General features: G+C 43.5%; 24 protein-coding genes and 1 pseudogene. 21 read left to right on the top strand and 4 right to left on the bottom strand.

Annotated features, from left to right (window positions below; translation table 11 throughout):
• The first annotated feature begins 56 nt into the window (after window positions 1-56).
• The 17 genes and pseudogenes from HRU69_13300 to HRU69_13220 all read left to right on the top strand — a co-directional run bounded on the left by HRU69_13300 (window position 57) and on the right by HRU69_13220 (window position 17,962).
• On the top strand, window positions 57-2,846 hold the full coding sequence (locus HRU69_13300) for a DEAD/DEAH box helicase family protein (GenBank protein QOI98407.1): 2,790 nt from the start codon (window positions 57-59) through the stop codon (window positions 2,844-2,846).
• Window positions 2,843-3,700 carry a Bro-N domain-containing protein gene (locus HRU69_13295; protein ID QOI98406.1) on the top strand — a complete coding sequence of 286 codons (858 nt, stop codon included), beginning with the start codon at window positions 2,843-2,845 and terminating at the stop codon, window positions 3,698-3,700. The genes HRU69_13300 and HRU69_13295 overlap by 4 nt, the downstream gene beginning before the upstream one ends.
• 3 nt (window positions 3,701-3,703) lie before the next feature.
• On the top strand, window positions 3,704-4,168 hold the full coding sequence (tnpA, locus tag HRU69_13290) for an IS200/IS605 family transposase (GenBank protein ID QOI98405.1): 465 nt from the start codon (window positions 3,704-3,706) through the stop codon (window positions 4,166-4,168).
• A 264-nt stretch (window positions 4,169-4,432) separates the two neighbouring features.
• Window positions 4,433-5,777 (top strand): annotated as a pseudogene (locus HRU69_13285) (N-6 DNA methylase).
• Entirely contained in the window at window positions 5,774-7,585 is a 1,812-nt protein-coding gene (locus tag HRU69_13280; GenBank protein QOI98404.1) for a restriction endonuclease subunit S, read from the top strand. Before HRU69_13285 ends, HRU69_13280 begins: the two are co-directional and overlap by 4 nt.
• Before the next feature lie 539 nt (window positions 7,586-8,124).
• Complete coding sequence (locus tag HRU69_13275; GenBank protein QOI98403.1) at window positions 8,125-8,844, top strand: AraC family transcriptional regulator; 720 nt, start codon at window positions 8,125-8,127, stop codon at window positions 8,842-8,844.
• Between the two features lie 108 nt (window positions 8,845-8,952).
• Window positions 8,953-10,140, top strand: coding sequence for an IS256 family transposase (locus HRU69_13270; protein QOI98932.1), 1,188 nt, complete (start codon window positions 8,953-8,955; stop codon window positions 10,138-10,140).
• 80 nt (window positions 10,141-10,220) lie between these two features.
• The gene (locus HRU69_13265; GenBank protein QOI98402.1) at window positions 10,221-10,403 is read left to right on the top strand and encodes a GyrI-like domain-containing protein; all 183 of its coding nucleotides are present in this window, start codon (window positions 10,221-10,223) and stop codon (window positions 10,401-10,403) included.
• A 62-nt stretch (window positions 10,404-10,465) separates the two neighbouring features.
• Window positions 10,466-10,714: a hypothetical protein gene (locus HRU69_13260; GenBank protein ID QOI98401.1), complete on the top strand. Its 249-nt coding sequence runs from the start codon at window positions 10,466-10,468 to the stop codon at window positions 10,712-10,714.
• A 246-nt stretch (window positions 10,715-10,960) separates the two neighbouring features.
• A complete protein-coding gene (locus HRU69_13255) occupies window positions 10,961-11,377 on the top strand; it encodes a hypothetical protein (GenBank protein ID QOI98400.1) in 417 nt (138 codons plus the stop codon).
• 191 nt (window positions 11,378-11,568) lie between these two features.
• Window positions 11,569-11,955, top strand: coding sequence for a hypothetical protein (locus tag HRU69_13250; protein ID QOI98399.1), 387 nt, complete (start codon window positions 11,569-11,571; stop codon window positions 11,953-11,955).
• Between the two features lie 105 nt (window positions 11,956-12,060).
• Window positions 12,061-12,642, top strand: coding sequence for a Crp/Fnr family transcriptional regulator (locus HRU69_13245; protein QOI98398.1), 582 nt, complete (start codon window positions 12,061-12,063; stop codon window positions 12,640-12,642).
• Window positions 12,643-12,745: 103 nt separating this feature from the next.
• Window positions 12,746-13,177 carry a hypothetical protein gene (locus tag HRU69_13240; GenBank protein ID QOI98397.1) on the top strand — a complete coding sequence of 144 codons (432 nt, stop codon included), beginning with the start codon at window positions 12,746-12,748 and terminating at the stop codon, window positions 13,175-13,177.
• Window positions 13,178-13,420: 243 nt separating this feature from the next.
• Complete coding sequence (locus HRU69_13235) at window positions 13,421-14,110, top strand: response regulator transcription factor (GenBank protein ID QOI98396.1); 690 nt, start codon at window positions 13,421-13,423, stop codon at window positions 14,108-14,110.
• The gene (locus HRU69_13230) at window positions 14,094-15,434 is read left to right on the top strand and encodes a HAMP domain-containing histidine kinase (GenBank protein QOI98395.1); all 1,341 of its coding nucleotides are present in this window, start codon (window positions 14,094-14,096) and stop codon (window positions 15,432-15,434) included. Before HRU69_13235 ends, HRU69_13230 begins: the two co-directional genes overlap by 17 nt.
• Before the next feature lie 106 nt (window positions 15,435-15,540).
• Complete coding sequence (locus HRU69_13225) at window positions 15,541-17,145, top strand: SulP family inorganic anion transporter (protein ID QOI98394.1); 1,605 nt, start codon at window positions 15,541-15,543, stop codon at window positions 17,143-17,145.
• Window positions 17,146-17,155: 10 nt separating this feature from the next.
• On the top strand, window positions 17,156-17,962 hold the full coding sequence (locus HRU69_13220) for a universal stress protein (GenBank protein ID QOI98393.1): 807 nt from the start codon (window positions 17,156-17,158) through the stop codon (window positions 17,960-17,962).
• Between the two features lie 68 nt (window positions 17,963-18,030).
• Here HRU69_13220 and HRU69_13215 read toward each other — a convergent pair whose 3' ends face one another.
• Window positions 18,031-18,648, bottom strand: coding sequence for a rhomboid family intramembrane serine protease (locus tag HRU69_13215; GenBank protein QOI98392.1), 618 nt, complete (start codon window positions 18,646-18,648; stop codon window positions 18,031-18,033).
• Between the two features lie 84 nt (window positions 18,649-18,732).
• Between HRU69_13215 and HRU69_13210 the strand changes: the two genes are divergently transcribed.
• Genes HRU69_13210 through HRU69_13200 form a run of 3 tightly spaced genes read left to right on the top strand, consistent with a single transcriptional unit; the run spans window position 18,733 to window position 21,266 of the window.
• Window positions 18,733-19,275 carry a PepSY-associated TM helix domain-containing protein gene (locus HRU69_13210; protein QOI98391.1) on the top strand — a complete coding sequence of 181 codons (543 nt, stop codon included), beginning with the start codon at window positions 18,733-18,735 and terminating at the stop codon, window positions 19,273-19,275.
• A gap of 9 nt (window positions 19,276-19,284) precedes the next feature.
• Window positions 19,285-19,923 (top strand): ligase-associated DNA damage response endonuclease PdeM, encoded by a 639-nt coding sequence (gene pdeM / locus HRU69_13205; protein QOI98390.1) that lies wholly within the window; start codon window positions 19,285-19,287, stop codon window positions 19,921-19,923.
• A gap of 50 nt (window positions 19,924-19,973) precedes the next feature.
• Window positions 19,974-21,266 (top strand): CapA family protein, encoded by a 1,293-nt coding sequence (locus HRU69_13200; protein QOI98931.1) that lies wholly within the window; start codon window positions 19,974-19,976, stop codon window positions 21,264-21,266.
• A 13-nt stretch (window positions 21,267-21,279) separates the two neighbouring features.
• On the opposite strand, the gene HRU69_13195 is transcribed toward HRU69_13200, so the two are convergent.
• Together HRU69_13195 and HRU69_13190 are read right to left on the bottom strand one after the other, a co-directional pair.
• On the bottom strand, window positions 21,280-21,987 hold the full coding sequence (locus HRU69_13195; GenBank protein QOI98389.1) for a hypothetical protein: 708 nt from the start codon (window positions 21,985-21,987) through the stop codon (window positions 21,280-21,282).
• A complete protein-coding gene (locus HRU69_13190; GenBank protein QOI98388.1) occupies window positions 21,984-23,819 on the bottom strand; it encodes an LTA synthase family protein in 1,836 nt (611 codons plus the stop codon). The genes HRU69_13195 and HRU69_13190 overlap by 4 nt, the downstream gene beginning before the upstream one ends.
• Window positions 23,820-23,915: 96 nt before the next feature.
• Here HRU69_13190 and HRU69_13185 point away from each other — a divergent pair, with 96 nt between their 5' ends.
• A complete protein-coding gene (locus HRU69_13185; GenBank protein ID QOI98387.1) occupies window positions 23,916-25,622 on the top strand; it encodes an amidohydrolase in 1,707 nt (568 codons plus the stop codon).
• A gap of 47 nt (window positions 25,623-25,669) precedes the next feature.
• Here HRU69_13185 and HRU69_13180 read toward each other — a convergent pair whose 3' ends face one another.
• Window positions 25,670-26,074, bottom strand: coding sequence for a TerB family tellurite resistance protein (locus HRU69_13180; GenBank protein ID QOI98386.1), 405 nt, complete (start codon window positions 26,072-26,074; stop codon window positions 25,670-25,672).
• Window positions 26,075-26,091 lie beyond the last annotated feature (17 nt).

Here is a 26,091-nt window from a genome sequence, read left to right as displayed (position 1 = left end):
ACAACAAAACGGATTTTTTACGTATTTTGACCAACTATAAATTTTAGAATTTAAAAGTGAAGAACGAAAAACTGACAAGGAAAGAAATCATTGACAACCGCTTAAAACAAGCGGGCTGGAATGTGACTGACCGAACTCAGGTAATTGAGGAATTTGATATTCAGTTGACTGTTGTTGAAGAACCGACAACGCCATACGCTGGACACCAATACAGCGACTATGTTTTATTAGGTAAGGACGGCAAACCTCTTGCCGTTGTCGAAGCCAAAAAGACTTCGGTGGACGCTGCACTTGGACGAGAACAAGCCAAACAATATTGCTACAACATTCAATCAACACAGGGCGTTGACTTGCCTTTCTGCTTTTATACTAACGGACACGACATTTACTTTTGGGACTTAGACAATTATCCGCCAAAGAAAGTCTATGGTTTTCCGACACGGGACGACCTTGAACGTTACGCATACATCCGCAAGGCGAGAAAACAATTAGCAGGAGAACTCATCAATACCAAAATTGCAGGACGGAATTATCAAATTGCTTCTATCCGTGCCGTAATGGAAGCCGTTGAAAAAAGGAAACGCAAATTCTTATTGGTAATGGCGACAGGCACGGGCAAGACAAGAACTTGCATAGCCTTAGTTGACGCATTGATGAGAGCAGGTTGGGCAGAAAGAGTTTTATTCCTTGTTGACAGAATTGCATTGCGTGACCAAACACTGGAAGCATTCAAAGAGCATTTGCCCAACGAACCACGCTGGCCAAAACAAGGCGAGAAAGAAATTGCGACCGACAGACGAATTTATGTTTCAACTTATCCGACTATGTTGAATGTAATTCGCAATGAAGAAAAATCATTGAGTCCGCATTTCTTTGACATGATTGTGGTGGACGAAAGCCACCGAAGCATTTACAACACCTATCAGGAAATTCTTGATTACTTCAATACCATTACGCTTGGCTTGACAGCCACACCAACGGATGTAATTGACCACAACACGTTTCAGTTGTTTGAGTGCGAAGATGGCGTTCCGACTTTTGCTTATTCCTATGATGAAGCGGTAAATCACATACCGCCATTCCTGAGCAATTTTCAGGTAATGAAAATCAAAACCAAGTTTCAGGACGAAGGCATAAATAAGCGGACAATTACTTTGGAAGACCAACAGAAACTCATGTTGGAAGGAAAGGAAATTGAAGAAATCAATTATGAAGGAACAGAGATTGAAAAGAAGGTAATCAACCGTGGCACAAATGCCTTGATTGTTCGTGAATTCATGGAAGAATGTATCAAAGATGCCAACGGAGTGTTGCCGGGGAAAACAATTTTCTTTTGCATCAGTAAAGCCCATGCAAAACGGGTGGAAGAAATTTTTGATTCGCTTTATCCTGAATACAAAGGTGAATTAGCCAAAGTATTGGTAAGCGAAGACCCACGGGTTTATGGCAAAGGCGGTTTGCTTGACCAGTTTGTGAGCAACGACATGCCCCGCATTGCCGTTAGTGTGGATATGCTCGACACGGGTATTGATGTTCGTGAATTGGTGAATTTGGTTTTCGCAAAACCTGTTTACAGCTACACCAAATTTTGGCAGATGATAGGCAGAGGAACCCGTTTGCTTGAACCTGAAAAAATAAAACCTTGGTGCACCCAAAAAGACAATTTCCTGATTCTTGACTGTTGGGACAACTTTGAATATTTCAAACTGAATCCGAGAGGCAAAGAACTGAAAGCACAAATTCCATTGCCTGTTCGTTTGTTTGGTGTGCGATTGGAAAAGATTGAAGAAGCCCGAACGCAAAGCAATACAGAAATTGTAAGCAAAGAAGTTCAGAAAATCAGAAAGCAAGTTGAAGCACTTCCGAAAAATTCGGTAGTGATTATGGAAGCCAAACACGAACTGCAACGCCTGGAAGATGAAAACTTCTGGAACAACCTGACTGCTGACAAAATGGAATTCTTGGAAGCCGTTGTAAAACCATTGCTTCGCACGGTTTCGGATGTGGATTTCAAAGCCATGCGGTTTGAAAAAGACATTGTGGAAGTTTCTTTGGCTCATTTGGCTGGTGAAACCGAAAAATTTGAAACACTAAAAGAAAGCATCATTGAAGAAATTGGCGAACTGCCTTTGAGCATCAACATTGTGGCAAGAGAGCAAGAATTAATTCGGCAGGCACAAAACAATCATTATTGGGCAACCATCAATGAGGATAAGTTTGAAGAACTGATTCAGAAGCTTTCGCCTTTGATGAAATTCCGTGAAGCAGTTATTCCGTTAGCTCCTGCCAAATTCAATCTGAAAGACATAGTTGCCGAAAAAGAATTTGTAGAGTTTGGTCCGCAACACGAAGCATTGAGTGTAGCCAAATACCGTGAACTGGTGGAAAAGAAAATCAACGAACTGGTTTCAAGCAGTCCGATTTTGCAAAAACTAAAACAAGGACAGGAAATCACAACAGAAGAAGCCGAACAGTTAGCCGAAGAACTGCACAACGAACATCCGCACATTACCATTGATTTGCTTCGCAAGGTTTACAACCACCGCAAAGCGGCATTGGTGCAATTCATCAAACACATTTTGGGTATTGAACAATTGGAAACCTTTGCCGAAACCGTGACCAAAGCATTTGATGATTTTATTGCCAAACACAGTTACCTCACCAGCCGTCAACTTCAATTTTTGGACTTGCTCAAGAATTTTGTGTTGGAAAAAGGTGATGTGAGCAAACGCAACCTGATTGAATCTCCTTTTACCATGCTTCACCCCGAAGGCATCAGAGGAATTTTCAATCAAAAAGAGATTGACGAAATTTTAAGTTTAACCGAACAAGTATTAGCAGCATGAGCAAACAAACTGATATCAAAATCTTTGAAGACAAAAAAGTGCGTTCTCTTTGGGACAATGAAAAAGAGAAATGGTATATCTCCATTGTTGATGTAATTGCTGCATTAACAGAAAGCGTTGACCCCAATGCATACTGGAGAAAGTTAAAACAACGACTTAAAGAGGAAGGAAATGAAACCGTGACGAATTGTCACGGGTTGAAAATGCCTGCTTCTGATGGTAAAATGCGATTAACCGATGTTGCCGATACCGAACAACTCTTCCGTCTGATTCAATCCATTCCATCGCCCAAAGCAGAACCCTTTAAACTTTGGCTGGCTCAGGTAGCATCCGAAAGATTGGATGAAATGCAAGACCCTGAACTAAGCATTGACAGAGCATTGGAGCAATACATGAAGTTGGGTTATTCTGAAAGCTGGATAAACCAACGCCTTAAAAGCATTGAGATACGGAAAGAATTAACAGACGAATGGAAAAAGAGAGGCTTGAAAGAAGGCGTTCAGTTTGCTACGCTTACCGACATCATCACCAAAGCCTGGAGTGATAAAACCACCAAAGAATACAAAATCCTGAAAGGGCTGAAAAAGGAAAACCTGAGGGATAACATGACCAATACAGAACTTATTCTGAACATGCTGGCAGAAGCATCCACAAAAGACATCTCAGCCGCAACCAACCCCAAAGATTTTGAAGAAAGCAAGAAGGTCGCAAAGCAAGGCGGTAATGTAGCAAAGGTTGCACGCAAGGAACTGGAAGCAAAAACAGGAAAAAAGGTAGTTACCTCGCTGAATGCAAAAACTGCCTTGCAATTGAACGAAGGCGACAAGAAAATTCCGAAAAAGAAAAAGAAGTAATACATGCCCGGAACTTTTTCGCAAATCTATATTCAGGTTGTCTTTGCTGTTCAGAACAGGGATTGTCTGATTCATGCATCCTGGGAAGAAGAGTTGTATAAATATATTTCCGGAATCGTTAAAAATAAAGACCAAAAAATGCTTACCATAAATGGTATGCCCGACCATATACATTTTTTAATTGGCATGAGGCCATCTTGTTGTTTATCGGATTTGGTAAGAGAAGTAAAGAAATCCTCAACCGAGTTTATCAAGGAAAAGAAGCTATCAAAATTCAAATTTAATTGGCAGGAAGGTTATGGTGCATTTTCATATAGTCATTCACAAATTGATTCAGTGATTAAGTACATCATGAATCAAAAGGAGCATCATAAGAAGCAAACATTCAGAGATGAGTATCTGGATTTTTTAAGAAAGTTTGAAATAGACTTTAAAGATGAATATTTATTCAAATGGATAGAAGAATAAAGAATCCGAAGGATTCAAATGTTCATAGAAATGGATTGTACGATATTCATACGACCCCCTCGGGGTCGCATAAATCCGCTGTTCATATTTTCTATAAACATCGAATCCCTCCGGGATTAAAAAATACAAAATCGACCCTGAAAGGGTCAAATGTTTATAATACCAAAATTGCAGGTTTTCATACGACCCCTTCGGGGTCGCATAAATCCTCTATTCATATTTTCTATAAACATCAAATCCCTTCAGGATTAAATTCAAAATTGTATGCTGCAAAATAATTCAACCCTAAAATCACTGATAGATAAGCTCTGGCAAAACTTTTGGGAAGGCGGCATTGCCAATCCTTTAACCGCCATTGAGCAAATTACCTACCTCATTTTTATGAAACGTTTGGACGATTTGGAAGCCAAACGTGAAAGGGATGCCGAGTTTACAGGCGAAAAATACACGAGCCGTTTCAAAGGCAAATTTCAGATACCGGGCAGCAACGAAAGCATTGACAAAAACGAATTGCGTTGGAGTGTGTTCAAACACAAGCCCGCTGACGAAATGCTGATGCATGTGCAAATGAAAGTGTTTCCGTTTTTGAAAGAACTGAACGGAGAAACTTCGCCTTTCACCAAACACATGGCCAATGCCGTGTTCATCATGCCCAAAGCCAGTTTGCTGGTTTCGGCCATCAACATTGTGGAAGACATTTTTAAGGAAATTGAAAAAGATGCCACCGAAGGCGGCCATGCTTTTCAGGACATACAGGGCGATGTGTATGAAATGCTGCTCAGTGAAATAGCCACGGCAGGTAAAAACGGACAGTTCCGCACTCCCCGACACATCATTAAACTGATGGCTGAACTGGTGGCTCCTCAATTGGGACAACGCATTGCCGACCCTGCCTGCGGAACAGGCGGTTTTTTGTTGGGAGCTTATCAATACATTCTCACCGATTTGGTGCGAAAAAAAGACCCTGCAAAACTGAGCAAAGACGAAGACGGTTTTGAACGTGCCGCCATCAGTGCCGTGCTGACGCAAAAAGTAAAAACCATACTCGACCAGAGTTTTGTGGGTTATGACATTGACACCACTATGGTGCGTTTGGGATTGATGAACATGATGATGCACGGCATTGACGAACCCAAAATTGACTACAAAGACACGCTGAGCAAAAGCTACAACGAAGACAGCCAGTTCGACATCATTATGGCGAATCCGCCTTTTACAGGAAACATTGATAAAGGTGATATAAACGAAGGGCTGAAACTGCCGACCACCAAATGGCGAAACTAACAACGTGTGGTTTTACGACATGCAGGCAGACGGCTACACCTTAGACGATAAGCGAAACAAAATTGCAGAAAGCGACCTGCCCGACATTGTGCAACGTTACAAAGGAAGAGATGCTAAGAAAGACAATGATAGAAAGCAGAAATACTTTTTTGTTCCTAAAAAAGAAATCATCGACAATGACTATGATTTAAGTTTTGGAAAGTATAAAGAAGATGTTTATGAAGAAGTAGTTTATCAAAAGCCTAACGAAATAATAAGACAAATCGAAACCATTGAGGTCGAAATTCAAAATGGTATATCAGAATTAAAATCTCTCCTAAGATGAAATTTGAAAAATTAGGAAATATTGCAAGAATACAAATAGGCAAAACACCTCCAAGAGGAATTGCAAAGTATTGGGGAAAAGGAAATTCTTGGGTCAGCATTTCTGATTTAAAAAGTTCAACCATATGCTCGACTAAGGAAGAAATTACAGATTTGGCAGTAATCGAATGCGGGTGTAAAAAGATTCCGAAAGACACTCTATTGATGAGTTTCAAATTAAGTATTGGGAAAGTTGCTTTTGCAGGAAAGGATTTGTTTACGAATGAAGCGATTTGTGGGATTATTCTGAAAGACAAATCAAAAGTTGCAACTGAATACTTATACTATGCTCTAAAGAACACAAAACTTGTTGGTTCTAATGTTGCGGTTAAAGGTGCAACTTTAAATACTGCCTCACTAAATGCATTACAAATTCCTCTTTTGGAAGGCATAGAGAACCAACTCCACATCGCCAATCTCTTAAGCAAAGCCGAAAACCTGATAGCCCAACGCAAAGAAAGCATCCGCCTGCTGGATGAATTTTTGAAAAGCACCTTTTTGGAGATGTTTGGTGACCCGGTGAGGAATGAGAAGAAATGGAATAAATCGGAATTAAAGAATTACGCAAAAGTGAGAATAGGTCCTTTTGGTAGTTTGTTGCATAGAGAAGATTATGTTCAGAATGGCGTTCCGTTAGTAAATCCAAGCCACATTGGGGAAGGGAAAATTGCAATTGACCCTGAATTGACAATTTCAAAAAGCAAAATGAAAGAACTTTCTGCATATGTGATGCATGCGGGAGATGTTGTTTTAGGAAGACGTGGCGAAATTGGAAGATGTGCAGTTGTTACAAAAAAGGAAGATGGTTATTTATGCGGAACGGGCAGTATTTTCATAAGACCAACAGAGAAATTAAATCCTATTTTTCTCTACAACATTATTTCCTCTGCTTCAATGAGAAAGGTTTTAGAAAATTCGGCTAAAGGAATAACGATGAAGAATTTGAATTCTGGTATTATTGAAAATCTTAAAATTCCTGTTCCCCCATTCCAACTCCAAACCCAATTTGCCCAAATCGTAGAAAAAACAGAAGCCCTCAAAACCCAATACCAACAAAGCTTGCAGGAGTTAGAGAATTTGTATGGCAGTTTAAGCCAAAAGGCATTTAGGGGGGAGTTGGTAAGCAAGAAAAAAGAAGCTAAGGTTATTGCCTTGACTCCTGAACCTAAACTTGTGCAACCAGAACTTAACAAGCAACAAGCATTTTTGAGAAAGTTGATGTTGGCTTCACACATTATCCATGAATTGTGTGAAGAACCCACATTTGGACACACAAAATTAATGAAGCTGTTATACTTATCTGAACAAGCAGGCGGAATGGCATTGCAAACCAATTATAAAAAATTCGCTGCAGGCCCTTTTGATGGTAAAACGCTTACCCTGATTGACCAAGAATTTGCGAAAAATAAATGGTTCGTAATTGAGAAGAAAACTTTTTCAATAAACGGTCAGCAAAGAGAAGCAACAGTTTATAGAAAAACAGACAAATCATTGTTGTATAAAAAACACTTCGACAATTATTTTGAATCAGAGACTGATACCATTAATAGGATTATCGAACTTTTCAGAAAAGAAAAAACACAAACAACTGAGATAGTGGCAACCTTGTATTTTGCTTGGAAAGAATTGATTATAGCAAACACAATGATTTCAAAGAATTCCTTAGTAAAATCCTTTTATCAATTTCATAAGGAGAAAAAGAAATTTACAGAAGATGAAATATTATTTGGTTATGAATTTATGCTGACAAATGAACTTTATCCAAATTAAATATCAATCAAAACTCAATAAATGGGCTTTAAAACAAGTAGGTGTAAAGTTCCCGCCACAGGCGGGACAAAAGAGCTTCCACCTTTCCCACGCAGACAAAATTGAAACCGTTTACGGTTCACGAACACCCTTGAAAAACAATTATGAAGTGAGTAATTAAAAAAAATCTCCTCCCTTCTGAAATGCGAAGCATTCACGAACACCATAAAGAATTAAACAACCCGTGAGTAAAATAAAAAATACGCAACCGCACAGACCAACACGACACAGACAATGACGCTGAAACTCAATAACGACAATGGTTTGCAACGGTGGACAGACAGAAGGCCTACTGGTAACATGCGTTTGGCGTCAGGCGGGGTGACGTGCTTAAATTCAAGTTCAGTTTTTCAACTCAACTTTAGTGCTGGGTTGGCAGTTTTGTGCACCGAAATTGGCCACTGCGCCAGGCGCCAAACCGTTAGTGACAATGGTCGGACGACCCCGAAACGAGCAAGAAACATCAAAAAACAATCAAATGACAATGGTATCTTTGCGGAATGAGAACAGACACCAGAAATTCTTATCTCGAAAGTATAAATAAGGCAATTGCATTCATAGAAAGTAATTCAACAACCGACATTCAACTAAAAGATATTGCAACTCAAGCAAACCTTTCGCAATACCATTTTCATCGGGTTTTCAAATCACTGACAGGCGACACAACAAAAAACTTTTTGACAAGACTTCGACTTGAAAAAGCAGCTCTAAAACTTAAACATTCACAAACCGACATCGGACAAATTGCGTTTGACTGTGGCTATCAAAATCACGAAACATTTACAAGAGCATTTAAAGACTATTTTTGCCTTTCACCATTAGAATACCGGAATTCAATTGCAGGGCTTACGGCAAACAAACAAAACGAGTACGAAAAGGAAAACATTGACTTAAATTCACTCAACGTTCAAGGTCCAATTATCAAAACAATACCCGGCCTGCACCTTGCTTACATACGACACACAGGCTCGTATGACAAAGTTGGCAGTTCATTTCAGCGACTAATGTTTTGGGCTGCAACTCATTTAGTTTTAAGATTAAAGCCTGTTACAATTGGTATTGTTCACGACAATCCCGACTTAACAGCAGAACCACATATCCGTTTTGACGCTTGTGTTTTAGTTTCCAAAGAAATAAAACCAAGTGGAGAAATTGGTTACAAAAAAATTGAAGGGGTAACGACTAAGCAACTGTGTAAAGGCCCGATTCGGCCTTGCTGAAAGGGGATGTGGAATGTACCACTTTCAGCCGAATCGGTTGCATTTAAAGACTTAACTTTAAACACAGTTACCATGGAAAATCAAGAACAACACCCACTACTCAAAGAGATGCTCACCCCTGAGTTTCTCAAGCAATTTAAGAATTCGAAAGACCTCAACAGCTTTATCGATGAACTTTTCAAAAAGGGCATGGAGCAAATGCTGGAAGGTGAACTCGATGGCCATTTGGGCTATGCCAAACATTCACCAGAAGGGATTAACTCCGGGAACTCACGGAACGGAAAAACCCGTAAGACCATCAAGACCACGCGAGGTGAACTACAGATAGAAGTACCTCGGGATCGGAACAGCACGTTTGAGCCCGTCCTGGTTCCCAAGCGCAGCCGGTTCGTAGAAGGCATCGAAGAAATTATCATCTCCTTATATGCCCGGGGTATGAGCGTACGCGACATTGAAATACAAATCCGGGAAATCTATGGTGTGAATGTTTCGGATGCCACTATTTCCAACGTTACCTCGCGGGTACATACGTTGGTAACGGAGTGGCAAAGCAGGCCTCTTTCATCGGTGTACTTTGTGGTGTGGATGGATGGGATCGTATTCAAAGTCCGGCAGAATGGGAAGGTGATCAACAAAACCATTTACCTGGCCGTAGGCCTTAATGCTCAGGGGTTTAAGGAAGTATTGGGCATGTGGCTGGGTGAAAGCGAAAGTGCTTCATTCTGGATAAGTGTACTTACTGATTTAAAAAGCCGTGGCGTGGAAGATATTCTCATCACCAGCACCGATAATCTGAAGGGCTTCACCGATGCAATCACCAGCGTGTTTACCCAATCGGTAACCCAGATTTGTGTAGTTCATCAGATCAGAAATGCGCTTCGCTACGTTGTCTGGAAAGACAAGAAACAATTTGTAGCCGATTTGAAGACTGTTTACGGAGCACCAAACAAAGAGCTGGCTGCTCAAGCCTTAGAGCAGCTTGAAGTAACATGGGGCAAAAAATATCCGCATGCTATCAAGTCGTGGAAAACGAATTGGGATAACCTCACGCACTTCTTCGATTATCCGATCGAAATCCGAACGCTGATCTATACCACGAACATTATCGAAAATCTCAACGGAAAAATCCGCAAGTATACCAACAACAAACTTTCGTTCCCTGACGACCAGGCGGTGGTGAAAGCGGTGTACCTGGCTTTACGGGAGATCACCAAAAAATGGACCTTGCCCGTGAGAAACTGGCCACTAATCGTAAATCAATTTTTAACTATCTTCGAAGGCAGATGCAAAATATAAAACCTTTACGCAGTTGCTTAGTCGTTACCCAGCACTTACACACTTAATTAGGCAGTGTCATTGAAGGGGGCAAGTTTGCTGTGTTTACCTACAAAGGAGCTTATGAAGGATTTTATCCCGTTTATGACTACATCTACAACGTTTGCTTGTTCGGGTATAAGTTTGACTTAGCCGACAAGCCGGCACTTGAATGGTATGTTAAATCGCCACCATTCTATAAGCCTGAAAATTATGTAACTGATTTTTATGTTCCTATAAAATAGCAAAAAACGTCAAATAACTTTTCAATTCTAATTGAAGATTTGCAGCACAAGTATTTAAAAAAATGAAAAAAATGATGACTTTTTTGCTTGTTTCTATTGGTGCAATCACTGCAATCGTATTTATTGTGGGGTTGTTTCTTCCCAAAGAAAGAACCTTTACAAAAACGGCTGTACTTAATTCAGATGTAACCAAAGTATTTAACTTAGTAACTGATTTTAAAATCAAACAACGTGGCGAAATGATGTTAAAGAAATTATCGCAATTGACGACAATACGTGGACGGAAGTTCCAGAAAAAGGAACAGCTATAACTTTTAAAGTAAAACAGAAAGTAGAAAACAAAATTTTTGAAATTGAAATCATTGAACCAAAAAACTTCAACGGGTATTGGGTTGGAATTTTTAAGCAAACGAAGCAGGATGAAACTGCTATAGAATTTAAAGAAGTTGTTACTATTTCAAATCCGTTTTTCAGGACATTATCCTATTTATTTGTTGACTTGGATAAAACGATGGACTTATACCTTCAAAACTTAAAACAAAAATTGGGCGAATAAAATGGCTTCAAAAAAGACTTGGCTTGACAAACTAAGCGAAAAGAAAGAACCGAAAATCAAACGAATTGATTTTGAATTTGCTGACATCCCGGCAAACAGTAATATGTTCATTACAACACCGCAAATAATTGACAATTACATCAAGCAAATCCCAAAAGGCAAGATGGTAACAGTTCAAACAATGCGGAAAGACCTTGCTATTGAATACAAAGCTGACTATACTTGTCCGGTTACTACAGGAATTTTTTTACGAATAGTGGCGGAAGCAAATTTTGAAAAATATAAACAAGCTAATTCACTAAAAGGCATCACACCATTTTGGAGAGTGGTAGAACCTAACTCAACATTATCTAAGAAACTTACTTTTGGACAAGATTTCATTATTAACCAAAGACAAGCAGAAAAGATAAATGACTAAAATTAGCAGACGAAGACACTGTCACTAACGCGGGTATGGCGCCTGTCGGCCACAGGCAGGTGCCTCTATTCAGTTCAAGTGCAGGTTGACAGCTTCGTTGTAAGCGGGATAAATTCCGTGCCCCGAAATCGCCAACTGCGGCAACACCCAAAAACGGTAGCAAGATTAAACCAGCAAATGACCCACATACTATGCAATACGTTGGATATCTCTTAGTTCTGGTTCACACTTTTTTGCTGCTTTGGGCTACGGGTGGCTTCATAGAATTGGCTTCAGCAAAAGTACCCTGGACTCCGTACACCAACCTTGATTTTCCCAGGTGGCTCCTTCCCATTCATTGGGGTTCGGTAATAATTACCTCAGCAGGCTTCTTGCTTGGCTATTTTACCGCATGGAGCAAAACGCCTGAGTTTATGCTTGCCGCCTACACAATGCTGTTCACCATTTGTGTTATTGAAACCTTCGGATTTATGACCAGCCAGACAAAATACTATGCAATGGTAGCCGAACTGGTTACATACGCAGTCATATTAGCGCTATTGTTTAAACACACCTATTTTGTTGATTTCTTTGCCTGACTAAATCAAACGGTAGTTATAAAGAGCAGAAGTTAAACAACAACCAACCGGGCCCGAAACCGTTAGCAACACAGGTGCCCCCGGTGGCAGTACAAACAAAAACCAATGCAGGACATACTTTTTAGCTTTATATCAAGATATGTTTCTCTTACAGAGGATGAGAAAAACGCAATACGTTCGCTAGACCTGTTTCGCACGGTAAAGAAAGGGACTGTTTTACTTAAAGAAGGACAGAAATCGCAAAACAGCTATTTTGTATTAAAGGGTTGTATCCGGGTTTATTACATCATAAACGGAGAAGAAAAGACAACGGCTTTCTATACTGAACTGGATGCCTTAACGCCTCATTGCGTAATAAGCAAAACGCCTTCTGAGTATTATATAAGTTGTATAGATGATACTATACTGGCTGTTTCAAATGCTGATATGGAAGCAGCAATTAACGCCAGCTTTCCAAAGTTTGAGTCCTTATGCCGCATGCTGTCCGAAGAACTCCTGGCTAAACAGCGTACAGACTTTGATGAATTTAAGACCTCTTCGCCTGAACAACGCTACCTGAACTTAGTGCAAAAACGACCTGACCTTATCCAACGTGTTCCACAACACCAGTTGGCGAGCTATTTGGGCATAAAACCTCAATCATTAAGCAGGCTGCGGGCAAGAATCCTGGAAAAAGGGCAAGCGTAGTGTCATTTCTTAACTTAAGTGAATGGGTTAGGGTGGTTGGCCAGTTTATTTTTGCAACCTCGCTTACAGTAGTTTTAAAAAGGACAATTTTTAAATGGCAATTATGAGGACTCAAAATGTACCACCTGCTATGCTGGAAGACAGCACGGTCAGCGTAAAGCTAAAACTCGCTGCATTGTGGTCGGGTTTTATGTTTCTCTACCTATACGTAGATTATTTCGCCCTGTATATGCCCGGAAAATTAGAAGATATACTCCAGGGCAAAGTGTATGTATTTAACATTACACAAGGTTTTATTTTGGCGGCACTCGTATCAGTAACCATTCCGGCTTTACTGATTTTTCTTTCTGTTGCCCTGCCGGCTAAGGTAAATCGCCCGGTAAATATCAGTATTGCTGTGCTGTATATTCCCTATAGTTTGTTTAATCTGGCAGGCGAAGTCTGGGCGCACATGGTATTTGGTGCGGTTGCAGAAACCGTTCTGCTTGGCTTCATTATCCGTTATGCATGGAAATGGCCTAGTGTTGAAACATGAGCCGTACTAAAAAATCAGGAACAACATAAAACGGATGCACCGCAACTACCACAGGCCTTGGTTAAGTGGCGGGTGAGGAGCAATCTGAAAATATTGCCTCGCCTCAAGCCTTAGGTATAAGCTGGTACATGGATCCTGCATAGAAGAAATACTGAAATGCCGTACCATCACAAGTCTTAAACGTTGACTGCCAACAGCGCTACAATGTATCATTAATGACTAACTTTAGGCATGAAATAAACCATGCGCATCCTGCTGATTGAAGACGAACCCTCTGTTGCCTCTTTTATCCGGAAAGGATTAGAAGAAAACGGCATGCTGGTAACCCAGGCGTTTGATGGGGCCACCGGCCTTACATTGGCTTTGCGCGAAGAATTTGATGTAATTGTTCTCGACATTGTGATGCCCGGTATGAACGGCCTGGATGTATGCAAACAAATACGCACAAAGCACGGCATGAAAACCCCCATCCTTATGCTTACCGCGCTGGGAACTACCGAAGACATTGTTGAAGGCTTAACCACCGGGGCTGACGATTACCTGCCTAAGCCTTTTAAGTTTAAAGAGCTGCTGGCCCGCATTAACGCGCTTACCCGCAGGGGTAAAACAGTAAGCCAGGTGCTGCGCGTGGCCGACCTCGAACTGAACCGCGAATCGAAGGAGGTAACCCGTAATAATAGACCCATTGAACTGACCGCCCGCGAATTCAGGCTGTTGGAATACCTGTTGATAAACAAAAACAGAGTCGTTTCGCGTGTTGATATTCTGGAAAATGTATGGGACATAAACCACGACCTGGGTACCAATGTGGTGGATGTGTACATTAATTACCTGCGTAAAAAAATAGATGCCGACTTCGGCAAGCCGCTGATAAAAACTGTAGTGGGCATGGGGTATATAATAAAGGAGGTTGACCGTGAAACTGAGGGATAAACTTACTCTTTTCTTCAGTGTGGCCGCAGGTCTGTTGATACTTACGTTTGGCCTTTCGGTTTATTTTTTTTCGGCCCAGTACCGCACCAGCGAATTTTACAACCGGCTGCTGAAACGCGTAGATATTACCGAAAAAATGTTTCTGGAAAAGGAAAGTTTTTCGCCCCAAGGTTACGAACTTATCCGCAACCAGTTTCTTAACACGCTGCCTGATGAAACTGAGGAAGTGGTTGAAGTAACGGCTGGCTGGGAAAAGCAACTGAAGCAACCCTATCCGGAAGATTTTCTGATATCGTTGCAGCAGAATGAAGAGGCTTATTTTTTTGAACAGGAGCGGCAGGGGGCCGGCCGCATCTTTCACCTGGCTGGGGGTAATTATGCGGTAATCATCACCGCGGTTGACCGGGTGGGCATCAGCATGCTGGCTAACCTGCAAACCATTCTGGTGCTGGCTATTGTTATCGGTATTATTGGTATGACCCTCATGAGTCACTACCTTTCTGGTCGCATTCTTCAGCCGATTTCGGCTAAGATTCAGAAAGCAAACACCATCAGCGCCAAAAACCTGCACGAACGACTTCGGGTTTTCAATCCGGATGATGAGCTCGGTCAGCTGGCACTTGCGTTTAACCGGTTACTGGATCGGATTGATTTGGCATTTAATGCCCAGAAGCTTTTTGTGGCCAATGCTTCGCACGAAATCCGAAATCCGTTAACGGCAATTATCGGAGAGGCCGATGTGGCGCTTGAAAAGAACAGGGGGGTGGAGGAGTATAAAGAAGCACTGGTGCACATACAGGCCGAGGCGGAGCGGTTAAACCGGCTGGTAAATAATCTGCTGCAGCTTTCGGCAGTAAGCTCCAATCTCAGTGATGTTAAGCGCGAACCGCTGGCAGTCAATACCCTGGTGGAGGAAGCCTTGTCGGTTTATCGTACTATGAATCCCGAATGTCAGGTTAGCGTATCATTAAGCAACCATAACCCACGGGTACTTGGCAATAAAAACCTGTTACAAACAGCTTTTATTAACCTGCTCGATAATGCCTCGAAGTTTTCGGGCAATGCTCCGGTAAACCTTTCGGTTGAAAAGATGATGGATGAAGTTGAGATAACCGTTACGGATAAAGGCATGGGCATTCCCGAAGAAGATATTCCTAAAATCTATCAGCCTTTTTTCCGGTCGGAGAACGTACGCAACATCAGGGGCACCGGCATTGGTATACCCTTAACGGTTCGTATTATTGAGTTGCACCAGGGCCGGTTTGAAGTCCATTCTAAGCTCAACCAGGGCACAGTGGCCAGAATGGTGTTGCCTTGCGGATAATGCCGATAAGTGAACTGAGCCTGATTTTTCTAATCTGTTTCTAATACCGGTTTAATGGGGTGCTAATGCAATTGCCCTACTTTCAGTGCGTAATTAACGTGTTAAAATGAAATCACCTTTACTGCATCCTACAGGGTTTTTTGCAAATATCAAAAGCGATTTTCCGGCTGCCATGGTGGTTTTTTTTGTTGCGGTACCCCTGTGTTTGGGAATTGCACTGGCCAGTGGAGCGCCCCTGTTTTCGGGCATTATTGCCGGAGTGGTTGGCGGTATTGTGGTGGGGGCCATCAGTAACTCAAGTTTAGGCGTTAGCGGTCCGGCTGCCGGCCTTACCGTTATTGTCCTCTCGTCCATCCAGCAGCTGGGTGCATTTGAAATTTTTCTGGTGGCCGTAGTGCTGGCCGGTATCGTTCAGATTGTACTGGGACTTATGCAGGCGGGCATTATCGGGCATTATTTTCCTTCTTCTGTAATAAAAGGAATGCTCACTGCCATTGGCATTATCATTATACTGAAGCAAATACCCCATGCCTTTGGTTACGATGCCGACTACGAAGGCGACCTGAGTTTTGTGCAGGCCGATGGTGAAAATACGTTCAGCGAATTGCTCAATATGTTCGGGTATATTACACCGGGTGCGGTGGTTGTTACCCTTATTTCCATCGCTATCCTCTTTATATGGGAAGCGCACCTGAGTAAAAAGTATACCCTCTTTAAACTTATACAAGGGCCGTTGGTGGCAATCCTGGTTGGTGTTGCTTACCAGCTGATTACTAAGGCTTATTTTCCTTCATGGTCGTTGGAGCAAAAGCACCTGGTTAGTGTGCCGGTATCGTCAAGCCTTGGCGATTTCTTATCAAACTTTTCTTTTCCGGCATTTGGCGCCATCCTAAATCCGGAGGTATGGATAGTGGCGCTAACACTGGCTGTTGTGGCCAGTGTTGAAACGTTGCTTTCGGTTGAAGCAACTGATAAGCTCGACCCTTACAAACGTACAACCAATACCAACCGCGAACTGGTGGCCCAGGGCAGCGGCAACCTGATTAGCGGATTGATTGGAGGCCTGCCGGTTACCCAGGTTATTATTCGCAGTTCAGCCAATATTCAATCGGGCGGAAAAACAAAACTTTCAACTATTATTCACGGCTTTTTGCTGCTGGTGTGTGTTGTTTCCATTCCTACAATTTTAAATCTGATACCGCTTGCCGTTCTTGCTGCTATCCTGTTCTCGGTAGGGTATAAGCTGGCCAAACCTGCCACCTTCAGGCAAATGTATAACCTGGGCTGGAGCCAGTTTCTTCCGTTTATGGCCACTATTACGGGTGTTGTATTTACCGATTTACTGAAAGGTATCGGCATTGGCATGGTGGTGGCGGTTATCATTATTCTGCGTAACAGCTACCGGAACTCGCACTTTCTTCACAAGGAATCCGACAACAATGGTAACCGGATAAAGATGACTCTGGCCGAAGAAGTGATTTTCCTGAATAAAGGCTCTATTGCCCGCGAACTCAGCCTGATACAACCCGGTACGGATGTTACCATTGATATGAGTAAATCGGTAATTGTTGATCACGATGTGCTGGAGTTGATTAAGGAGTTTAAAGAAGGAGCAAAGGCAAAGAATATTAATGTAGAAGTAATTCGTAGTAACGGCAAGAAGCCCGATAAAGCTGCGCACAAAGTAGAGCTGGAACTCCATAACAATTAACGCAGGTGCCATGAATTCCATACGTTATTTTATTCCGGTTGATTTTTCGGAGGCCTCTTATCGGGCTATTCAGTATGCCAGCTTGCTGGCCGGCCGCACCAGCGGAGCCATTCAACTGGGGCATATCATTCCGGCTGATGAGATTACGGAATCGGATAACCCGGTGGTCGTGCAGTGGAGCCTTACCCGCCTCGAACAAAAGGCCAGCGACCGGATGCAGTCGCTTAAGGAAATTATTACCGGTACGGGTATTCCGGTAAAAAAAGAAATCGGTTTTGGAAATGTACGCAGCGAATTGCTGAAAATGATTGAACGCTGTGCCCCCGATGTGATTGTGCTTCCCAGAAAAACCTTCGAGAATCAGAACCCCGGCTTGTTTAACTATTTATCAAAGAACTGTAGGATGCCTTTGCTGGTCGTACCCGAATCGTTTGTTCCGCAGGCGCCTGAGCGTGCCGTGGTGGCTACCGATTTACGGCCGGAAAATGGTGAACTGGATACCGCATTTCGCTTGCTTAGTAAATCGGCCAGTGAAATTGAATTACTTAATATTCAGATAGATGGCGCCCCGGCTCATCCGGAAAAGCAGGATTGGATAACCAGGTTGGAGCGAAAGTATGGTATGGATACCCGCCTCCAACAGCATGGCGGCAATAGTGTAGTACACGGAGTTATCAGTTACCTTAAATCAAACCCCGTTGATTTGCTATGCACCATTCGTAGAAACAAGAATTTTATAACACGCGCCCTTGGCGAAAGCGTAGCGGATGAAATTGCCAGGCAGGCCGAAGTACCCGTACTGGTAATTCGTGAATGATTTTGGTTTAGGACGAGCAGGAGTAACGGGCGGCACCTTGTGCTGCCCGCCTGCATTTTAAAGGGGTGCTACCAATGCCAGTTCTTTATCTGCTCAATAAAAATTTGCAGCGAAGCCGGATAGAGCACGGCACAATACACCACACCGAAAAGGGCGCCATAAAGGTGGGCATCGTGATTAATTTTGTCCGCTGAGCGCTTACCCTGAACGTACGAATAAATGATGTAGGCCAGGCCCAGGATAAAACCCGGAAAACACAACACCCCATAAAAGCAGATGTCTTCGAGTGGAAGAAACAAAATAAAGGCAAAGATAACGGCCGCTACTCCGCCCGATGCCCCCAGCGAATTATAAGCCGGATTGTTTTGATGCTTAATTAATGTGGGTACATCTGAAAATACAATAGCCAGCAGATACAACAGAATGTAGTAGATTCCACCCAGGCTGCCGAAGATATAGGAAAACAAAACTTCCACGGCCGAGCCGAAAAAATAAAACGAAAACATGTTGAACAACAGGTGCAGGTGGCTGCCATGCACAAACCCGCTCGTAACCAGCCGGTAGTATTGCCCCCGCCTGAGCACCATGTAGGGGTTCATTAAAAAGCCGCTAAGTACAGCGGGCTGTTTCCAGGCGTAAAAACTTATGCCGGAAGTGATTAGTATCAAAACAAGTGTGATGGACATTGCGGCAAGATAAAAAAATCAGTAGTACCGGCTTGAAATTGTTTGCGGACTTATACATTTAAGCTGTAAAACCAGTTAACTACCATGAAACTTACTTTCCGTTCAGTTCACCGCGACATTGCGTATTTCTACCTGGGATTGATAATTGCCTTCGCTTTTTCCGGGATATTCCTCAATCACCGGCAAGCATGGCACCCCCGCAGGTATAAAGCAGATAGTAAAGAGACTGTCGTTGCCCCAATACCAAAAGATTCGGTTAATGAATCCTTCATAACACAGTTTACCCGTGATCAGAATATTGATGATAACCTCAGAAGATTTTCGGTTAATGGTAACGTATTGCGCATTTCGTATGTGAACCACGATGCCGACATTGATTTGGAGACAGGGAAAGCAACAATTATCCACTACAAAATAACCCCGCTGCTCGGGCAGATGACCATCTTACATGTCGATACCAGCAAGTGGTGGATTTATTACTCCGATGTGTTTGGTGTGGCTATGCTGGTCATTGCGGTTACCGGTATGTTCATTGAGAAGGGAAAAAACAGTTTTCGGGCCCGCGGATGGAAACTGGCATTGGCAGGCATCGTGTTTCCGCTTATTTTTTTGTTTCTGCTCAGTTAGAATCAGCTTGTGGAAATTGATGTTTGTAACGAAAAGATTGAATTACTTTGGCAGAAAGCCATTTTCTGGAAGCGGGAAGGCCTGTTGGTAGTGGCTGACCTTCACCTGGGGAAGGTTAACCACTTCCGTAAAGCAGGGATTCCCGTTCCGCTGAAAGCCGATTTCAAAAACCTGGAACACCTGACTTCACTGATAATTCAGCGCAAGCCGCAGCGGGTGCTCTTTCTTGGCGACTTGTTTCATAGCCACTATAATTCGGCATGGGAAAGCATAAAGCAATTGATTTTTTCATACCAACACATTTCGTTTGAATTGGTACCGGGCAACCACGACATTCTAAGCGTTAACAGCTATATACGCAGCGGTTTGCAACTTCACCCTGAAAAATTTGAACACGGCCCGTTTGTATTTACGCACCATCCGTTGGATACAGTACCTGATAACCGGTACAACATTGCCGGCCATGTTCACCCCGGTATTCAGCTAACCGGGCGGGGCAGGCAATCCGTTGTGTTGCCATGCTTTTATTTTAGCGAACAGTACGCCTGCCTGCCGGCATTCGGCTCGTTTACGGGGCTTTACCGAATTTGTCCGAAAAAGTCGGATAGGCTTTTTGCCGTAGTGGATGAGAAAATTATAAAAGTTTAACACGCATGCTAAGGATAACTTTAGTCGTTTACTGGTTGGCCTCATCCTGCATGGCGCAGGATACTACCCGCCTTTCACTGTTGTTTCTGGGCGACATTATGCAGCATGATTCGCAACTGCAATCAGCCTATGAGGCCAATACCGGCCGCTATAACTATGAGCCCTGTTTCCGTTATGCAAAAAAGTATTTTATGGATGCCGATCTCACCATCGGCAACCTTGAACTTACACTTGGTGGAAAACCCTACAAGGGATACCCCGAGTTCAGTGCCCCCGATGCACTGGCTGTTGAATTGAAGAATGCCGGAGTAGACGTGCTCGTTACCGCCAACAACCACAGCCTCGACCGCAGAAGAAAGGGGCTGGAGCGGACAATACGCGTACTGGATAGCCTGCAAATTATGCATACCGGTACCTTTCGGGATACGGTTGAGCGAATGAATGATTACCCGCTGATGATTTCAAGAAACGGAATTAGCCTTGCCTTACTCAATTACACCTATGGCACTAACGGCATACCGGTTACCAAACCCAATGTAGTTAACCTGATTGACACGGTTATTATCCGAAAGGACCTTGCCCGGGCGGGTGAACTTAAACCCGATTTGGTAATTGTATTTTTGCACTGGGGTAACGAATATCAGAGTCAACCATCGAAGCAACAAAAGCACCTGGCCGAATTTTGTTTTCGGTATGGCGCCAACCTTGTTATCGGGGCACATCCGCATGTGCTACAGCATATGGAATTACGCAATGACAAACAGTTGGTGGCCTTTTCGCTCGGAAATTTTATCTCAGGTCAGCGCGACCGCTTCCGCGATGGCGCAGCGATGGTAAAGATTGAGTTGAATAAAGTGTATTATTCTGACACTACTGCCGGCACCTACATCAATAGTGCCGGTTATGTTCTTCATTGGGTGTACCGTACGCCAGCCAGCAGGCGTAACTTTTATGTGTTGCCTGTGCCCGACTTTGAAAACGATACCACCGGGTTTATTTACGATGAGCCTTCTAAACAGGCATTTAAAACATTCATAACCGATGCCCGTGCGTTGCTGCAGGCCCGTAGTAATAAAATACACGAGATAAGTATGCCTGCTGCCGATACCGTACTACGGTACCGAATCAGGTGGACGATACCGGCTTTGGAGAAAGATCTTACTGCAGGGCTTGAACCGGCCGATTTTTATTTTGGAATTGAAGTAACAACCGATGCCGCTGGTAATCAACAAATGACGGCCGGCAGTTTCCGCAAGAAGCGCGATGCCGAAACGTATTTGGAACGCATCAGAAAGCGTTTTCCTGACGCGCAGCTACAAGAGTTGGTTAACAGGAAGTTCTGAGGTTCCCCGTTCGTTATTTTCTTTTCTTCTTCCTGGCCGGAGCATTGGCCGTGTTATAAAAAACTCCGATGGAAAATTCAAGGCCAGTAAAGTCTATCCGGGCATCCGCGTACTCAATCGGTTTTGTTTCCAGGGTGGTGTTTCCACCGGTGTATGTTCCCGACAACGGAAATCGCGATTCGCCCACAAGGTAATTTGTTTCCAGCGAAACGCCTATCTCATTGGTAACATACACTGTTACCTCCGCGCCCACATGATAACCGAAACCCGGAGTGTTGTCAAATTGAACCTGTGCGTTGGCTACATCCCAGCCTTCCGTTTCACGTAAAGCTCTGTCGAGGTTGCCGTAATTAATTTTCTGCCCAAGACCATAAAAACCAAAACCCCCCGCTTTTACATCAAACTCCAGGGTAGTTCCTTTCAACATTAAAACGAGTTCAACCGGTATAAAAACGGTAAAATTCGGACCGACCAGCGGCTGTTTGGTTTTAAATGGCAAGCCCTTCATGCCCAGGCCCGACATACGGTAAAGCGAGGCGCCTGTTTCAATTGCAATAAACCGGTTTAAATCCACACCCACTCCGCGCAGCGAAAACGGACTGATGGGCGCAGAGAAGTACCCGTTCTTTGGTATGAAGTAAGAGAAGGATAAACCAAACTCCTGGGCATAACCCGCCAAGCCGGTAATGCATATAAACAGTATAGTCAATTGCTTTTTCATTTTTTTGAGTTGTAGTCTGAGTAAAGAGTTTGTATGTACGCCTTTGCCCGGTTTAATGATTCTTCATTCATGTTACCCTGCGTAATAAGGTAATGTCTTCCGGGGTTATCATAAACGGCATACAGGTCGGGGGTAAGGTAGCCGTAACCATCATTGAAAATGTAGATCGCAAAATCCTGTGCATTGGGGGCGAAAATATCCTTACTGAAGCGAAATTCTGGATTGGCGCTGTCTAGTTGCCCGAGTAATGTGTTGGCCAGGTCGGTGTGGTTGGCATAGGTGTTAATGACCGTATCGCGTGCAATTACTCCGCCTGTCCAAATCATAGGAATGTGAAATTTTTCGCGTGTTTCAGGTTTCTTCATGCCCGGCAGCCGGTGCCCGTGATCGGCTGTAATGATTACCAGTGTATTCTTCCACCAGTTTTTTTCTTTTGCTGCGCTGATGAAGTTGCCCAAAGCCTTATCAGCATAGTAACAGGCGTTTAAATATTTTGAGGCTTCATCTGTTCCGGGTAGTTGAGGCTGCATGGGTACGGTAAAAGGTTCATGACTGCTGAGTGTAAGAACTGTTTTGAAAAACGGAAGTTGCCGGGTGGTATCAATCTCCAGTAAAGTTTGCTGATAAACATACTCATCATGCACGCCCCATTTAAAGGTCGCAGCTTCGTCCGGAAAATCATCTACTGAAGTGATGTGTGTGAAACCGCCATTGGTTAAAAACGACCGGTAATTAGCAAAGTCAACATCACCCCCGTAAACGAATGAAGCCGTATACCCGAGTCGTTCAAGGGCCTTACTTAAAAAACTAAGTTGCTGGGTTTTTTGAGGATATTTTATAATGGAACCGCGCGGTTGTGCCGGATAGGCTGCCAGCAGGCTGACCAATCCTTTATCGGTACGGTCGCCATTGGCATAAAAATGATCGAACAATATGTTTTCTTTACAAAGCGAGTTAAGATTTGGCATAACCCCGGGGCGTCCTCCCAGCGGTTCAATAACTTCGGTAGTAATGCCTTCAAGAATGATTAGCAGAATATTAGGCCGGGTGGTTGTAATCAGGTTACTGGTTGAATGTGATTGAGGATACAATTCATTGAAATATTTTTTAGTGAGCGTTTTATCAAAGAAGTTTTCAGGATAGATAAGTTTGTTATCTGTTTGCAGGCTGTATAAAAAATTCCAAACCACATTAATCCCGGCATGGTTGGCATACGATTTTGATTTGTGGTAGTAAACCCGGCTGACATTCATGGTTGAAACACTAAAACTGCCCCGGATAGGTACAAGCAGTGCACACACCAGGGCTATCAAAGCGATAAAGGCAGGCCAGTTGTAGTTTGGGCGTTGAAGCGCAAACCTTTTACCAACAATTTTAACAAATGCATAAGCGGCAAGGCCGGCAAGGCCGGTTAAAAGCAGCATTAACCGGAGTACAACAAGTACATCAACAGTACCGGCAGCTTCAGTGCCCATGTAAAAAATGGGTGCGGTATTCATGCGGAAGCCCCAATGGCGGTAAAGTTCAAAATCCACAACCACCACCAGGCCGGATAACAAAATTAGTACCAGGTTTATTCCGATGAACAACGCTGTTGATAGTTTTGATTGATGGAAAACGCTGGCGATAAGAAATAAACCCGAAACCGCAGTAAAGTATCCGGTCATGCTGGCATCCATTACAAGCCCGTACAGACAGGTTTTGAGAATCTCGAATCCATTGAGTTGGGTAGTAAGCTGGTAATTGTACGCCAGAAACAGCCAACGGGATAGCGAAAAAAATATCATCCAAAAAACAATCAACCCAATGAAAATACGGAAGCGCTCACGCATGTATTTACCGTTACTCTGGTCAAATAACGGTAAAGATAAACCCGCTTGATGGTGATTGAAAATATCCTTACCATTAATGCCTAAATCATACTACTGATGAAAAAATCTGCGTTGCTTCTGATGGTAATTTGGGTTGTGGTCACATCGTGCAGTAAAAAGCCTGCTCCGGCTGATCTCATTATTTATGGAGGAACCATTTATACCGTTAATGACAACCAGCCCGTAGTAGAAGCCGTAGCAGTGCGTGGCGATAAAATTGAGTACGTTGGTTCGCAACAAGAGGCCTTTCGGTGGAAGGGAGAAAAAACCGAGATGATTAACCTGGAAGGAAAAGTAATGACACCCGGTTTAATTGAAGGCCATGGCCACCTGATGGGTGTAGGTTACAACGAACTGAACCTTGACCTGATGGATGTGAAAAGTTACGATGAATTGATTGAACGGGTAAAGGAAGCAGCCGGCAAAGCGCAGCCCGGGCAGTGGATAGTGGGTAGGGGCTGGCACCAGGATAAGTGGGACGTTAAGCCCGATCGGACGGTAAAGGGATTCCAGACTCACCAAAAACTTAGCGAAGCAACACCCAACAATCCGGTATTTCTGAGGCATGCCAGCGGCCATGCAGCTATGGCTAACGCCAAGGCCATGGAAATAGCCGGGGTGAATCAGTTAGCAAAAGAGCAAACCGCTAAAGGCAATGTTGAAGGCGGAGAGATAATTACCGATGAACAGGGTAACCCTACCGGCATTTTTAATGAACGTGCTATGTCGCTTGTTGCCCGTCATATTCCGGAGGATAATGAGGAACGCGACCGGCAGGCACTGGAACTGGCCATACAGGCTTGCTGGCGCAACGGCATTACCGGTTTTCATGATGCCGGCACCAGCCGCGAAAATATTGAGTTGTACCGATCATTTCGCGATGAGGGAAAACTTGGCGTACGATTATTTGTAATGCTTACCGGATGGGACCGTGAGTTGGTACACGAGTGGATGAAAAAGGGTCCTGAAGTCGATCCTTCTCACTGGCTTACTATTCGGTCGATAAAATTAAACTGCGATGGGGCCTTAGGCTCACGCGGAGCCTGGCTCCTTGAGCCGTATTCTGATCGGCCCGATTTTTACGGAATGGCAACGCTTCCAATGGATACGGTGCTGGCCACTTCGCGCGCAGCCCTTAAGTCGGGCTTTCAGGTTTGCTCGCATGCCATTGGCGACAGGGCCAACCGCGAAATACTCGATCGGTACGAAACAGCCTTTAAAGAAAATCCTTCAGTTCAGGATCACCGGTTCCGCATTGAGCATGCGCAACACCTGCATCCTGCCGACATACCCCGCTTCGGTAAACTAGGTGTAGTACCCGCCATGCAGGCCATCCACATGTCGAGCGACCGACCCTGGGCCATTGAACGGCTGGGGGAGAAACGTATTAAGGAAGGGGCTTACATGTGGCAGTCGTTGTTGAAAACCGGAGCGGTAATCGTTAACGGTACCGATGCACCGGTTGAGCCGCTCAATCCGATACCGAGTTTTTATGCATCGGTTACACGAAAAACATTAAAAGGACAGCCCGAAGGAGGCTATGAGCCTGAAGAAAAAATGACCCGCGAACAGGCCCTGCGTTCCTACACGCTGGATGCCGCCTATGGCGCTTTTGAAGAGAAAATTAAAGGGTCAATTGAAGTGGGTAAACTGGCTGATTTCACCGTCTTTTCAGCCGATATTATGGGGGTTCCTGAAAATGAAATCCTGAATACGGAGGTTGTCATGACGATAGTAGGAGGTAAGGTGGTATTCCGAAAATAAAAATGGGGGCTGCCGCCCCCTTGAATGTTTATATCCTATCGTTGTGTTCAGGATCGGATATACTTTTCGGCTTTTTTGCGAAGCAGGTCCCGGTCTGAAGTAATTGAAGGGTCGCTGTAAATGTGTTGCGAAAGTTCCATAACTACAGATTTTTTGTACCCCAGTTTCTCAGCAATATTCTCACAAAAAACAATTTCGGCTTTGAAAACCTGGCCATCCATTTTCATCATCTGGATGAGGTAGTACAGGTGTTCAAACTTCTCATCGTTGGTCATTGCGCTGAGGCTGGTTATGGGTTTAGGGTTTTTTATTAATTGGTCAACCTCTTCGCGGCTCAGGCCATTGGCCTTACCAATCATATGGATGAGTTTTGACTCCTTTTCTTCAATTTTGCTGTCGCTGGCAGCCAGGTTAATCAGTACGTTAAGTTCAGCTTGCTTATTGAATGTCATGGTGTGGGTATGGGTTT

This window comes from Flammeovirgaceae bacterium (genome assembly GCA_015180985.1).
Taxonomy (GTDB): Bacteria; Bacteroidota; Bacteroidia; order Cytophagales; family Cyclobacteriaceae; genus UBA2336.
This window is presented reverse-complemented; position numbering and strand designations above follow the sequence as displayed.

Bases quoted from the DNA above. Each gene is read 5' to 3' on its own strand.
- HRU69_13235 (QOI98396.1), top strand. From the start codon at position 13,421: ATGCGCATCCTGCTGATTGAAGACGAACCCTCTGTTGCCTCTTTTATC.
- HRU69_13185 (QOI98387.1), top strand. From the start codon at position 23,916: ATGAAAAAATCTGCGTTGCTTCTGATGGTAATTTGGGTTGTGGTCACA.
- HRU69_13295 (QOI98406.1), top strand. From the start codon at position 2,843: ATGAGCAAACAAACTGATATCAAAATCTTTGAAGACAAAAAAGTGCGT.
- HRU69_13240 (QOI98397.1), top strand. From the start codon at position 12,746: ATGAGGACTCAAAATGTACCACCTGCTATGCTGGAAGACAGCACGGTC.
- HRU69_13255 (QOI98400.1), top strand. From the start codon at position 10,961: ATGGCTTCAAAAAAGACTTGGCTTGACAAACTAAGCGAAAAGAAAGAA.
- HRU69_13180 (QOI98386.1), bottom strand. From the start codon at position 26,074: ATGACATTCAATAAGCAAGCTGAACTTAACGTACTGATTAACCTGGCT.
- tnpA (QOI98405.1), top strand. From the start codon at position 3,704: ATGCCCGGAACTTTTTCGCAAATCTATATTCAGGTTGTCTTTGCTGTT.
- HRU69_13195 (QOI98389.1), bottom strand. From the start codon at position 21,987: ATGAAAAAGCAATTGACTATACTGTTTATATGCATTACCGGCTTGGCG.
- HRU69_13210 (QOI98391.1), top strand. From the start codon at position 18,733: ATGAAACTTACTTTCCGTTCAGTTCACCGCGACATTGCGTATTTCTAC.
- HRU69_13270 (QOI98932.1), top strand. From the start codon at position 8,953: ATGCTCACCCCTGAGTTTCTCAAGCAATTTAAGAATTCGAAAGACCTC.
- HRU69_13245 (QOI98398.1), top strand. From the start codon at position 12,061: ATGCAGGACATACTTTTTAGCTTTATATCAAGATATGTTTCTCTTACA.
- HRU69_13280 (QOI98404.1), top strand. From the start codon at position 5,774: ATGAAATTTGAAAAATTAGGAAATATTGCAAGAATACAAATAGGCAAA.
- HRU69_13225 (QOI98394.1), top strand. From the start codon at position 15,541: ATGAAATCACCTTTACTGCATCCTACAGGGTTTTTTGCAAATATCAAA.
- HRU69_13220 (QOI98393.1), top strand. From the start codon at position 17,156: ATGAATTCCATACGTTATTTTATTCCGGTTGATTTTTCGGAGGCCTCT.
- HRU69_13260 (QOI98401.1), top strand. From the start codon at position 10,466: ATGAAAAAAATGATGACTTTTTTGCTTGTTTCTATTGGTGCAATCACT.
- HRU69_13250 (QOI98399.1), top strand. From the start codon at position 11,569: ATGCAATACGTTGGATATCTCTTAGTTCTGGTTCACACTTTTTTGCTG.
- HRU69_13190 (QOI98388.1), bottom strand. From the start codon at position 23,819: ATGCGTGAGCGCTTCCGTATTTTCATTGGGTTGATTGTTTTTTGGATG.
- HRU69_13275 (QOI98403.1), top strand. From the start codon at position 8,125: ATGAGAACAGACACCAGAAATTCTTATCTCGAAAGTATAAATAAGGCA.
- HRU69_13215 (QOI98392.1), bottom strand. From the start codon at position 18,648: ATGTCCATCACACTTGTTTTGATACTAATCACTTCCGGCATAAGTTTT.
- HRU69_13200 (QOI98931.1), top strand. From the start codon at position 19,974: ATGGCGCAGGATACTACCCGCCTTTCACTGTTGTTTCTGGGCGACATT.